9 protein-coding genes are annotated in these 12,130 nt (G+C 55.0%); 5 read left to right on the forward strand and 4 right to left on the reverse strand.

Going from position 1 to position 12,130, the window contains the following annotated elements; all coding sequences use genetic code 11:
* Nucleotides 1-164: 164 nt before the first annotated feature.
* The 3 genes from DYE26_RS18925 to DYE26_RS18935 all read right to left on the reverse strand — a co-directional run bounded on the left by DYE26_RS18925 (nt 165) and on the right by DYE26_RS18935 (nt 3,620).
* Nucleotides 165-542, reverse strand: coding sequence for a RidA family protein (locus DYE26_RS18925; RefSeq protein WP_036626334.1), 378 nt, complete (start codon nt 540-542; stop codon nt 165-167).
* 95 nt (nt 543-637) lie between these two features.
* Nucleotides 638-2,074, reverse strand: a complete 1,437-nt coding sequence (locus DYE26_RS18930; protein WP_036626336.1) for an ATP-binding protein — start codon at nt 2,072-2,074, stop codon at nt 638-640.
* 40 nt (nt 2,075-2,114) lie between these two features.
* Nucleotides 2,115-3,620 carry an HD-GYP domain-containing protein gene (locus DYE26_RS18935; RefSeq protein WP_036626337.1) on the reverse strand — a complete coding sequence of 502 codons (1,506 nt, stop codon included), beginning with the start codon at nt 3,618-3,620 and terminating at the stop codon, nt 2,115-2,117.
* Nucleotides 3,621-4,078: 458 nt separating this feature from the next.
* On the opposite strand from DYE26_RS18935, the gene DYE26_RS18940 reads away from it, so the two are divergent.
* From DYE26_RS18940 to DYE26_RS18960, 5 genes are all read left to right on the forward strand, one after another.
* The gene (locus DYE26_RS18940) at nt 4,079-4,990 is read left to right on the forward strand and encodes a hypothetical protein (protein WP_036626339.1); all 912 of its coding nucleotides are present in this window, start codon (nt 4,079-4,081) and stop codon (nt 4,988-4,990) included.
* Nucleotides 4,991-5,022: 32 nt separating this feature from the next.
* Nucleotides 5,023-6,903: an FAD-dependent oxidoreductase gene (locus tag DYE26_RS18945; protein WP_036626342.1), complete on the forward strand. Its 1,881-nt coding sequence runs from the start codon at nt 5,023-5,025 to the stop codon at nt 6,901-6,903.
* 155 nt (nt 6,904-7,058) lie between these two features.
* Nucleotides 7,059-7,511 (forward strand): hypothetical protein, encoded by a 453-nt coding sequence (locus tag DYE26_RS18950; protein WP_036626345.1) that lies wholly within the window; start codon nt 7,059-7,061, stop codon nt 7,509-7,511.
* Nucleotides 7,512-7,577: 66 nt separating this feature from the next.
* The gene (locus DYE26_RS18955; RefSeq protein ID WP_036626347.1) at nt 7,578-8,558 is read left to right on the forward strand and encodes a polyprenyl synthetase family protein; all 981 of its coding nucleotides are present in this window, start codon (nt 7,578-7,580) and stop codon (nt 8,556-8,558) included.
* Nucleotides 8,559-9,140: 582 nt separating this feature from the next.
* Nucleotides 9,141-10,043: a transposase gene (locus DYE26_RS18960; protein ID WP_115311248.1), complete on the forward strand. Its 903-nt coding sequence runs from the start codon at nt 9,141-9,143 to the stop codon at nt 10,041-10,043.
* A 589-nt stretch (nt 10,044-10,632) separates the two neighbouring features.
* Here the strand turns inward: DYE26_RS18960 and DYE26_RS18965 are convergent.
* Nucleotides 10,633-12,096 (reverse strand): glycoside hydrolase family 1 protein, encoded by a 1,464-nt coding sequence (locus DYE26_RS18965; RefSeq protein ID WP_036626350.1) that lies wholly within the window; start codon nt 12,094-12,096, stop codon nt 10,633-10,635.
* Nucleotides 12,097-12,130 lie beyond the last annotated feature (34 nt).

Raw genomic sequence — 12,130 nt, forward strand, 5'->3', positions numbered from 1 at the left:
CCGTCGATTTCCTGTTTCCAGCCAATTTTTTCTACTACCATCTTATACGAAAACCGGGTTATATAAAACCTGAAGCCGCCATAAGGAGATTCGCTTCTCCTCCGGCGGCTTCAGGCAAGGCGGATACGAACCCGCATATGCCCGGGCTCCCTCGGCTTGCTGTTTTATTTTACGGCGATGACTTCGATTTCGACGAGACCGTCCTTGGGCAAGCGGGCCACCTCGACGGCGCTGCGCGCCGGATACGGTTCGGCGAAAAACGATCCGTATACCTCGTTTACTTGGGCAAAATCGTTCATATCTTTCAGGAACACGGTCGTTTTCACGACTTTGTCCAGCCCGCTGCCGGCCGCTTCCAGCACGGCTTTGACGTTGCGCAGCGCCTGCGCGGTCTGCGCCTGGACGCCTTCCGCGAATTGTCCGGTTTCCGGCACAAGGCCCAGTTGGCCCGAAGTAAAGACCAGATCGCCCAGCCCGACCCCTTGCGAATACGGCCCGATCGCCCCAGGGGCAGAAGTTGTTGAAATCGCTTGTTTGTCCATTTATATCCATCCCTTTCTCAAGTTGAATTACCCGTTTGCATCTATCCGCACAATCAATAATTCAACTTCTATACTTTCATCTATTGTAGCGATGTTCATCTGCCTTGGGCAAGACTTGTCTCCATTCTTTGTGTCTCCGCCGGCTGCAGGGGCAGATAAAGGGCGAACACGCTGCCTTCCCCTTCGGCGCTCTTCATGCGCAGAAATCCTCCGAGCAGGCGGGCCAGGTTGCTGCTGATCGGCAGGCCGAGCCCCGTCCCGCCGTATCTGCGGCTGATCGATCCGTCCGCCTGCCGGAACGATTCGAACACGGCCGATTGCTTATCCTTCGGAACGCCGATCCCGGTATCGGCTACGGCAAACACGAGCCATTCCCCTTGCGGGACTTCGCCCAGCGCGGCCCGCCGGATGTTGAGCGTCACTTTTCCTTGATGCGTAAACTTAAAAGCGTTGGAGAGCAGGTTCCGCAAAATTTGCGCGATCCGGTGAGGATCGGAAACGATCGTTTCCGGCAGCCCTTCTTCCACCCGCACCTCATAGTCCAGCTTTTTCTGCGAGGCAATAAGTTCAAAATGAACCCGCATCCAGTCCGCCACTTCCGTCAGCACCACTTCCTCGTCCATGATTTCGAGCCGTCCTGCCTCCACTTTGGACAAGTCGAGGATGTCGTTGATAATTTGCAGCAGGTCATGGCCCGATTTGTAGATGATTCGTCCATACTCCGGCAGTTCGTCCCCGACGTCCTCGCTTTCGGCGATGATTTGCGCCAGATTGATAATGCTGTTCAGCGGCGTCCGCAGCTCATGCGACATCGTCGCTAAAAATTCAGATTTATAGCCGTTGGCGAGCGTCAGCTGCTTGGCCCGGTCCTCCAGCCCGATTTTCGCTTTATGCAGTTCGTCCGTCTGCTTTCGCAGCAGCTCGTTGGCGTGCTTCAACTCCAAATTTTGCCGATGTCCCATCTGAAAATCGCGGAGAATCAAGGCAAATACAAAACTAAAGAGCACGGCGAGCGGGAGCATGATCGGCATAATTTTAAACAGATAGGTATGTATAGGGGTAACCCCGAAAAGAATAGTGTTCAAACAATTTATGCCGTTAACGGCCAGGATCGTGACAATCCCCATAAAGGCAAAGCTTTGCTTGGCGCGGTTAAACCAAACTCGCAGGCCGGCGCAAACCGCTCCGAGCGCCGTCAAGTTCACAAACCCGAAGAGCGCGGCGTCGCTTACGCCAAACGATAAGCGCACCAAGCCGATCCCGAGCCCGATCGTCAGCAGGGTAAGCGGGTGCGGATAAACCAGCGTCGCAATGATCAACGGAACGATCCTGAGGTCGAAAATGATCCGGTCATCCAGCGAGAATCCGAATTTGATGCAAATCCAGCCCGCCAAAATCATCACCAGAACGGACAGAATGTACTTGAAGCGCGGCGAAAGATTCCTGAATACATATTTGTGCATCACATTGGTCACATAAGCGACTGCAATCAGCATTCCCAAATTGATCAGAAGCGTGTTCCCCAGGCTCACAGGCTTCCCACCCCCGTCGGTTCAATGTATGTATAAGCGATTACCCGGGATTGACCTTCTCCATTCCTCTCCGGTAAGCATTTACAAACAGCTCGGCATAATGCGGATCCCACTGGCTTCCCCGGCCCTGCTCGAGGATCTCGAGCGCCTGGTTGGGCTCCAAACCTTTGCGGTAAGGGCGGTCCGAGGTCATCGCATCAAAAGCGTCCGCCACCGCGATAATCCGCCCAAACAGCGGGATATCTTCCCCGGCAAGCCCGTCCGGATAGCCCTTGCCGTCATACCGCTCGTGATGCGATCTTACCCCAGGCAAAAAAGGAGCCATGGCATCCGCCGGCTCGATCTGCTTCAGAATGGCTTCGCCAAGCACCGGGTGCTGTTTGATCTGCTCCCATTCTTCATCCGTCAGCCGGCCCTCCTTCAGCAGCACGGCGTCGCGGATGCCGATTTTGCCGATGTCGTGCAGAAGCGCCGCCTTGCGCAGCTCGTCGATGCGCTCCTCCGGCAATTCGGCCAGCCGGCCGATTTTCACCGCGTATTCGGCCACCCGCAAGGAGTGCCCGGCCGTATACGGATCGCGGGCGTCCAAAGCGGCGGCCAAGGTGGCAAAATAGCTGTCGACCAGTTGGCTGTTGCGCGCCGCCTCGGACCTAAGCCCCCGCAGCATATGATTAAACCCGGACACGAGCCGGGAAAACTCATCGGAATACAAATCCGCGGCCTCCGAGCGGAGATCCCCCGTTTTTACTTCGGCCATGCGCTCGTACAGATGCTGGATCGGCAGCATGATTTCCCGGGCCATCAGCCTGGAGCCAATGAAGGCGAAGCCAAGGCCGACCGCCAGGATATATCCCGCCCACTGCCAGTATGCGTAAGCGCCGTACCCCCAGTCCTGAAGCCGGAACTGGACGGAGAGATTGTACAGCAGCAGCGGGGAGGCGCCGATCAGAAAAAAGCTCCATTTTAACTTTCGCGATACGGGAACAAATACCCTTCCGCCCAGCGTCAATTCCCTGCCGAACAATTTGCGGCTCCAGGCGCTAAGCTCCTTCAAAACCGGGCGCACCGCATAGGAGGTCAAATAAAACTCGATCAATGCGTGCATGCCGCAGACGAGAACGCAGCCCAGGGAGGCGAGCAGCACATAATAGGAAGGAATCGTGATCCGGCCGGCGGCCGCAAGCTCCAGCGACAACACAGCCCCGGGCACGACCAGGCCGAGCAGATGCGGCCCGAGAATGCGTTTTACGGCCAGGGAAGGCATCCGGTGCACTCTGATATATACGTTTTGCAGAACCTGAAAGCTTCCGATCTCCTCGAGAAAGGCGCTTCTGACCGGTTTAAGCTGCAGATAAAAGACGGCGCCTTCCAGCAGGAGCATGACGCAGACCGATACGCAAAGCACTCCTGCAAGCCAGATGTACTCTTCCCGGGAAACATCCAGCGGCGCAGCGAAAATCAAGCTCGCAATCGCAATGCCCGCCAGAAAGGAGCCGGCCGCATAATTAAGCATGAGACGACGAATAAAAGTTCTGTATACCGTCACGGCGTGTTCCGCCTTCCATTCGCAAATTGTCGGGTAACGCCCGCTTCCTGTATTATCGGCATGAACCGGACCGCATTTCAGATATTATCTGGAACTTTTTGTTTAAAACTCCTTTCTTTTTGTATCTGTATATTCTAGGACCCCAAACGCACGAACGGATCAAACGTCACTTTGGCAATTTAAAAATAAATATTTCAAATTATTGAAAATTGCTCTTAAACCTGCGAAGCCTTGCATGATGGCACATACGCCATTTTGCAAGGTTATTTTATGTCACAATGTACGTGATTTTTTTCACATTAACCTATTTTTTTATATGCTAAAATGCCTTCGAACAAAGGTTATAAGACTCCTTTAGGCCTAGTCCGATCGGCTATCCGGCGGGCTTCCAACCCTATTCGTTATTAAAATGTCTTCACATTTTAATATATAACATCTTTTAAATGGAGGGTTCTATCATGAAAAAAGCATCACTCTTACTCAGCAGCGCTCTTGTACTAGGGCTGTTGGCAGGCTGCGGCTCCGGCGCCCCGGCGGGGAACGGCAGTGCGAAACCTGCGGACACCGCCCCGGCAACGGCGGAAAACGGCGCAAACGGCAACGGCTCCGCGGCTTCGTCCGAACAAGGCCAACATCAGGATGGCGTCTATTACGCGATCGGCGAGGTCGATCCGGACTCCGGCTGGCAATCGTACGTGACTTTGACCGTGTCCGGCGGCAAAATCACCGACGCGAAATGGAACGCGATCAGCGAAAAGGCTCCGGTCGACAAAGCGACTTATTCCAAAGAAGGCAAATACGGCATGAAAGCCGGCGGCGCTTCCTCCGAATGGCATGAACAAGCCGAAAAGGCGGAGCAATTCCTGCTCGAAAAACAGGATCCCAAAGCGGCCGCTTTGAACGATGAAGGCAAAACCGACGCGATTTCCGGCGTTTCCATTCATGTGAGCGACTTCTTTAACCTCGCGGATAAAGCGCTCGCCGCCGGACCGGTGGAACCGGGCATCTACAAAGACGGCACCTACCACGCCGAAGGCGACGCGTTCGATCCGCATTCCGGCTGGAAGGAAACCGCGGACGTCGTGGTGGCCGCAGGCAAAATCATTAAAGTCAACTTCAGCGGCGTCAACGACAAAGGCGAAGACAAGAAACAAAACTCGATCGACGGCAAATACGGCATGAAAGCCGGCGGCGCCCAAGCGGAATGGCACGAAGAAGCCGCCAAAGCGGAAGCGTATCTCGTGGAAAAACAGGACCCGGCTTCCCTTACTTTTAATGAAGAAGGCAAAACCGACGCGATTTCCGGCGTATCGATCAGCTTGAAATCCTATTTCGATCTGGTTGCCAAGGCACTTGAACAAGCGAAATAACTACAACCAACCTATACGAGAAGGTGAACCTCTTGAAAAAGATAGTCGTTTTGGGCGGCGGTTACGGCGGTGTCGTCACTTCCAAGCATCTGGCCAAACTGTTCAAGAAAGACAAGGACGTGCAAATCCAGCTCATCGACCGAAACCCCTATCACACGCTGCTGACCGAATTGCATGAGGTCGCGGCCAACCGGGCTCCGGAGGACTCGGTCAAAATCGAGCTCAAGAAGATTTTTGCCGGGCAAAAGGTGGACGTGGTGCTCGATTCCATCGACAACATCGATTTTGGCGCCAAGAAGCTGCGTTCGGCGAAAAATACGTACAGCTACGATTACCTCGTGATCGGCACCGGCTGTAAACCGACGTTTTTCGGAATTCCGGGCGCCGAGGAGCATGCCTTGACCTTGTGGTCCTACGAGGATGCCGTGCGGCTTAAAGAGCAAGTTCGCCGCATGTTCAGCGAAGCGGCCAAAGTGACCGATCCGGTCAAACGGCGGAAGATGCTTACCTTCGTCGTTGTCGGGGCCGGGTTTACCGGGGTCGAGCTGGTCGGCGAACTGGCGGAATTCCGCGACGAGCTGTGCAAGGAATTTTACATCGACGCGGGCGAAGTCCGGCTTGTCGTGGCGGATATGGCGCCGAAGATTTTGCCGATCCTGCCCGACAAGCTCATTCAGAAAGCGGCCAAACGCCTTCATAAAATGAACGTGGAGATCATCACGAGCGCGAAAATCACCGGCGTAACGCCAGCCAGCGTACAGCTCGGAGACCGCGGCGAGCTGGAAGCCGACACAATCGTGTGGACGGCCGGCGTCGAAGGCTCCGAACTCGTCGGCAAGCTCGACGTGAAGCAGGAAGGCCGCAAGCGGATCGTCACCAATGACAAGCTGCAAAGCATCGATCACGAAGATGTGTACGTCGTCGGCGACAACATTTTTTACATTCCGGAGGGAGAAACCCGTCCGGTGCCGCAAATGGTGGAAAACGCCGAGCAGGCCGGCCCGCTGATTGCGCATAACATTTACGCGGACGTCCACGGCAAACCGAAGAAGTCCTATAAGCCGGGATTCCACGGGACGATGGTGTGCATCGGCAGCCGCTACGGTGTGGCGAATGTCGGCCTGCCGAATAAAATGTTTATGTTAAGCGGCTTTATGGCCATGCTCAGCAAGCACATGATCAATATGTATTATCTGTTCACCGTGGCCGGCTTTGCGAAAGTCTGGACTTATATGATGCATGAATTTTTCCATGTGAACAACCGCAGAAGTTTCGTCGGCGGCCATTTCGCCAAACGTTCGCCGAACTTCTGGCTGCTGCCGCTGCGCCTTTTCGTCGGCTACAAATGGCTGGAAGAAGGTCTCGACAAGCTGCCGAAAATTATGAAGGAACCTTCGAAAATCTTCCTGATTCCGGCTCCACCGCAGGCCAGCGACGTCGTATCCGCGGCCAGCGAAGCCGCCGGCAAAGTTACGGAAACGGTTGACGCCCAAGCTGCGGCATCGGCCGTAGAGAGCGCTTCGACCGCGGTCACGGCGCTGCCTGTGCCGGGATTTATCAAATCCATCGTCAGCTGGTTTATGGACGTGTTCTTCTATACTTCCGACGGCGGATATACGGCGCTGGCCACCGTGTTCCAGTTCTTCATGGTATTCATGGAAATCGCGCTTGGCGTCATGATTATCGTAGGCCTCTTCACCGCGATCGCTTCGGCGGCCACCGTCGCCCTCGGCGTCATGATCTGGTCCTCCAGCATGGCTTCCGCGGAAATGCTGTGGTACATGACGGCCGGCGTCGCCCTAATCGGCGGTTCGGGCAGCGCGTTTGGCCTGGATTACTACGTTCTGCCTTGGCTCAAGAAACAGTGGAAGAAAATCCCGCTGGTACGAAGATGGTATTTGTACACCGAATAGCAACCATAGCAAGTGACAACCAGCAATTCACCCCCTTGACGAATAATCCGGAGTAATGGGCGCATAAGCCGCGCATTACTCCCCTTTTTCTATTATTGCCGAGTCAGTGGCCCTTGTTCCCTGCAAGCTTACCGCATACCAAGGAGTGTGTCCTTATGAAACCTATACTCTTCCAAGACGCTTGTCGTTTATTGCAAGGCGAATTATCGCCCGAGGCCGGCATTCATCCCGATATAACGGCAGAAGAAGTCGAACCGTTGGCGAACCTCCTGGAACAATACGATATACCTAGGGTGCGCCAGCGCCGTTTGTTGACCATTTACATCGCAATCAAGCTCGCCCTTCAGCGCCACAGCCGGTGCGATCATGCGGCTGCGGGCGAAGAGTTGACCCGTTTGGTGCTGGACGGCGACTATCTATACAGTTTTTACGTAGGTTTATGCCTCAAGTGGGAGGAATACGATCTCCTGTCCCATCTGGCCCCCATTATCAAACAAATTCAAATCAAACGCGCGGAAGGACGCGCCGAAGACGAACGGCTGCTTAAGGGCTGGGAACTGTTCCTGCAGCTGGATTTGAACCGGACCACGACCGGCCGGGCGATTTAGATTGACATTGCGGTTTAGCCTTGAGAATACGAGTTCACGGGAAACGACAACAAGGAGGGGCTTTCCATGAAACTTCATGAGGCGCTTGACATTTCTTTAAAAGCGGTAGACCGGGAAATCGAAAATATGGTCAAATTTGACCGGGACGTTCCCCGCGCCTCGCAGCTTGCCAAAAGCATCATCGAACTTATCCGCTCCGGCGGCAAGCGTGTCCGCCCGCTGATGGTCATCGTCGGCAGCCGCTTCGGCCCCGCCCCGGATGAGCAAAAAATTTGGCGTTTGGCCGCGGCCGCCGAGTTTATCCACGCCGCCTCCCTGATTCACGACGACATCATCGACGATTCCCCGGTCCGCCGCGGGCAGAAGGCGATGCATATAAAGCTGGGCGTGAGCGGCGCGCTGCATGTGGGCAACTACATGTCGGCCAGGGTAATCGAGCTGATCTCCGTTTACTCGGCGGACCGGGACAAATACGCGTACAATTTGTCTTCCCTGGTTACGACGCAGTTATGCCTGGGCGAATATCAGCAGTTGGCTCATCTTTACGATTACAGCGTGACGATCGAGCAGTATTTGGAAAAGTCGAAAAACAAAACCGCGCAGCTAATGGCCACCTGCTTGCAGACCGGTGCCCAGGCATCCGGGGCGGACGCGGAAACGGCCGAGCTGCTGTACGCCTTTGGGGAGAAGCTCGGCATGTCGTTTCAAATCCGCGACGATGTGCTCGATTTCACCCAATCGGCGGAGCAGCTCGGCAAGCCGGCCGGCAGCGACCTGCGCAGCGGCCAGATCACCTTGCCCGTGCTGTTTGCGCTGCAGGACGAACGGCTCGCCCCCCGCATCCGGGCGATCACGGCGGCAAGCCCAGCCGCCGAAGTCGAAGCTGTCGTCGCGGCCATCCAGGCGAGCGGCGCGCTGGAGCAAACCGAACGCCTAAGCAGCCGCTACTTAGACGAGGCGCAGGAAATCATCGGCCGCCTGGCCCGCTACCCGGCGCATCGCGATCTTCAGGCCTTGCTCGACTATTTTGGCGGCCGGGATCAATAGGTGCGAGGCGGCTGGTTAAGAAAACCGCCTGACAGCCCCTTTTAATGACTCTAACTTCGACTTTGGATCGACTTGAGGGAATGTTGTATGGGGGGCACCCTCCGTTAAAGTCGTGTCCTTATCTATTCCCTCTTCGGTTCTACTCCGAGAACCCTTCCCCTTTTTTCAGAGTCGAAGCACTGAGTACTTCGGCTCTAGCGTCAACGATGTAGAGGCGCCACGATCCGGCGGGGTCAGTGTATCTACCTTTTGCACCGTAGCCGTTTCGAGCCGTGTCACAAATCGACACCAGGTGAGGGGTTGTCTAAAGAGACTGTTTAAAGGGTTCGTGTCTTGATGTTCCTGCCTGTTGCCTGTTGCCTGCTGCCTGCCTTTGCACGATTATTCCTTTCGTTCAGGGAACAAAGGGTGGGGCTAAAGCAAATCATGGGTTCCAAAAAAAGAGAAGAAAAAACAAAAAAAGATTAGGAAAAAATGAGGCGGTTCAGGTGAGATTTTCGGCTTGATAAGGGAACGCATGTTTGGTATAATGAAATAAACGGAACTTATGTTCGTATATTCTTAATTCGGGGGCGAGTAAACATGGAGATCAATGCGGGAACGGAACTTCAGCCATTCAGCAGCCGTTTTAACAGCGAGCAGGACTGTATGGAGGCGCTGATCGCGATGAAGTGGCCAAGCGGCTTTGTCTGCCCGCGCTGCGCTCACACCCGGTGCAGCCGTCTGACTTCCCGGCATATCCCCTTATTCGAGTGCGGAAAGTGCAAGCATCAAACGTCGCCTTTGGTCGGCACGATTTTTGAAGGAACGCATTTGCCCTTGCTCAAGTGGTTCGAGGCCCTGGATTTATTCCTGCTTGAGGGAGGCATCTCGGCGCTGCGGCTGAGTAAGGTGGTCCGGGTCACCTACAAGACCGCTTGGTCAATGCTGCACAAAATACGCCATGCCGTGGGGGAGTTCGATGCCCGGGAGCTGCTTTCCGGAGACGTGAAGGTGAACAGCGATCAGTATGGGCGTAATCCGTCCAGGTGTCAGCTTTCGCATCCGTATGCCTCGGCGGTCGTAGCCGGCTGCACGGTCACGGAGTCGGGCGAGCCGGAACAGGTCAAAATCCGCCTGGTGCCGCATAAGCGGGGAGGCGAAAAAAGGGCAGACCGTCACGATCTAACCGCGTTCATCAATGGGCATGTGGATGTCCGTACATCGGCGGTGCAGTCGTTCCCTCAGGCCTTTCGGCTGTATGCGCCCTTGCGGAGAGTGGTGAGAGAGGCGTGGGAATCGCTGAAGAGTACGTATGGAGCCTTGGGACTGAAGCATCTGCAGGCGTATCTGAACGAGTACACCGTACGCCGCCGGCTGCGCCTGCCCAAAGCGGAAGAAACGATGCGGCAGAAGTTGCTGCGCATGTGTGTGGCGATTCCGGCGATCCCTTACCGCCGGCTGATCGCGCGCCAACCGAACCAGCCCCTTGCGGTTGCGGCCTGATCGTGACGCTGGAACGGTAGGGGTTACTTGTTGTAGATCAATTTAATGGGTGGGATTAGCATGAACAGTACGGGCGTTGCTGCAGACGGAAGGGTTTAGGCTACAGCAAAATCACGGTCTTTTCGTTTCCTTCGCGTCTTATCCTTGATCTCCTGTCTTGCTCTATTGTCTAGGCTGTTTCACCTTCCCTAAACCTGATTCCTTCCCCTAAGCCCGTCTAAATTATTTCGAACCTATCTGCTTCTCCACCAAATATTTTTTCTCCCGAGCTTGTCTTTCTCTCTGCTACCTGATCAAACGGGATAATCGTGCAAAGTCTCCGGACAGCGAGTGTTGATCTGCCGCCCCCCCACTTCCCTAACCTCAAGCTTTCAAAGTTGAGTTATAAATTCCAGAATCTCAAAAAAACCGTCCCGAGACTTTCGATGCAGTCTTGAGACGGTTTTTGATCGACGATACAGGTCAAGATAAAGACAGCTCTCATTGGAAATATCCAATAGAATACGCTGCAAGTCGCCTGTTATGCTCCACACCAATTACACGCCACTTGCAACCCATTTACACGCCACCTGCCGGCAGCGCCCGGTCCTTACTCCAGCCGCTCTCCATTCGAGGCGATTACCTGCTTATACCAGTGGAAACTTTGCTTGCGGGAGCGGGCCAGCGTGCCCCGGCCTTCGTTGTCTTTATCGACGTAGATAAAGCCGTAGCGCTTCTTCATCTCGCCGGTTCCGGCGCTGACCAGGTCGATGCAGCCCCAGGGGGTATAGCCGATGAGGTCCACCCCGTCGGCGATCGCTTCCTTCATCGCCTTGATGTGCTCGCGCAGGTATTCGATCCGGTAATCGTCGTGAATCGAGCCGTCTTCCGCCACTGTATCGGCCGCGCCAAGACCATTTTCCACCACCATCAGCGGAATTTCGTAACGGTTGTAGATGTTGTTCAACGACCAGCGCAAGCCGGTCGGGTCAATTTGCCAATCCCAGGCGCTGGCTTGCAGGTAGGGATTTTTGAGCCCCAGCGATAAATTTCCGCCCACCTGTTCATGCTCCGGGTCGGCGCTAACGCAAACCGAGGAGTAGTAGCTGAAAGTGTAGAAATCGACGCAGCCCGCTTTTAAAATCTCCTCGTCCCCATCCTCCATCACGATCTCGATGTTGTTTTCCCGGAAATACCGCTTGGCGAACCCGGGGTAGGCTCCCCGCACCTGCACGTCCGAGCACAGGAAGTTGCTGAGGTTATCCTTTTGCTGGGCCAGCAGGATATCGTCGGGGTGGCATGTCCGCGGATAGGAGCACATATAGGCGATCATGCAGCCGACCTTGAAATCCTTATTGATGTCATGGGCCAGCTTCACGGCTTTAGCGCTGGCGACAAACTGATGGTGCAGCGCCTGATACAAGAGCCGCTGATCCGTTTTGGCCCCTTGCCCCAGCTCGGCCCCCTCCTCCGGCATGATGGCGCCGGCGATAAAGGAGCCGAACGGCATGGTCAGGATATTGATTTCATTAAAGGTCAGCCAATACTTGACTACGTTTTTATACCGGTTAAAAATCACTTCGCAATACTTCACGTAAAAATCAATCAGTTTGCGGTTCGTCCATCCGTTGTATTGCTGGGCCAGATGCAGCGGGGCCTCGTAATGGGATATCGTCACCAAAGGCTCGATCCCGTGTTTCTTCAGCTCCGCGAACACCCGGTCATAAAACCGCAGGCCCTCTTCGTTGGGCTCGGCGTCGTCGCCGTGCGGGAAAATCCGCGACCAGGCGATCGACATGCGGAACACCTTAAAGCCCATTTCGGCGAACAACTTGATATCATCCTCATAACGGTGATAAAAATCGATCGCTTCGTGGCTGGGATAATAGGCGTCCGGCTCCAGTACCGGCGTAATCCGCCGCGGCGTCGTATGGGTGCCGGCGGTGATTACGTCAGCCGTGCTCAGCCCCTTGCCCCCTTCGTTGTATCCGCCTTCGATCTGGTTGGCCGCCGTAGCGCCTCCCCACAGAAAACCTTCCGGAAAAGCTATAGCCGTATTAGCCGTATATGCCATTCGTACGTTCCTCCCCAATTATTGAATTTCCCAA

Source organism: Paenibacillus macerans (genome assembly GCF_900454495.1).
Classification (GTDB): Bacteria; Bacillota; Bacilli; order Paenibacillales; family Paenibacillaceae; genus Fontibacillus; species Fontibacillus macerans.

What these genes read in the sequence shown, in the direction of transcription:
- DYE26_RS18940 (WP_036626339.1), top strand. Translation starts at nt 4,079, where the DNA reads ATGAAAAAAGCATCACTCTTACTCAGCAGCGCTCTTGTACTAGGGCTG.
- DYE26_RS18955 (WP_036626347.1), top strand. Translation starts at nt 7,578, where the DNA reads ATGAAACTTCATGAGGCGCTTGACATTTCTTTAAAAGCGGTAGACCGG.
- DYE26_RS18925 (WP_036626334.1), bottom strand. Translation starts at nt 542, where the DNA reads ATGGACAAACAAGCGATTTCAACAACTTCTGCCCCTGGGGCGATCGGG.
- DYE26_RS18950 (WP_036626345.1), top strand. Translation starts at nt 7,059, where the DNA reads ATGAAACCTATACTCTTCCAAGACGCTTGTCGTTTATTGCAAGGCGAA.
- DYE26_RS18965 (WP_036626350.1), bottom strand. Translation starts at nt 12,096, where the DNA reads ATGGCATATACGGCTAATACGGCTATAGCTTTTCCGGAAGGTTTTCTG.
- DYE26_RS18960 (WP_115311248.1), top strand. Translation starts at nt 9,141, where the DNA reads ATGGAGATCAATGCGGGAACGGAACTTCAGCCATTCAGCAGCCGTTTT.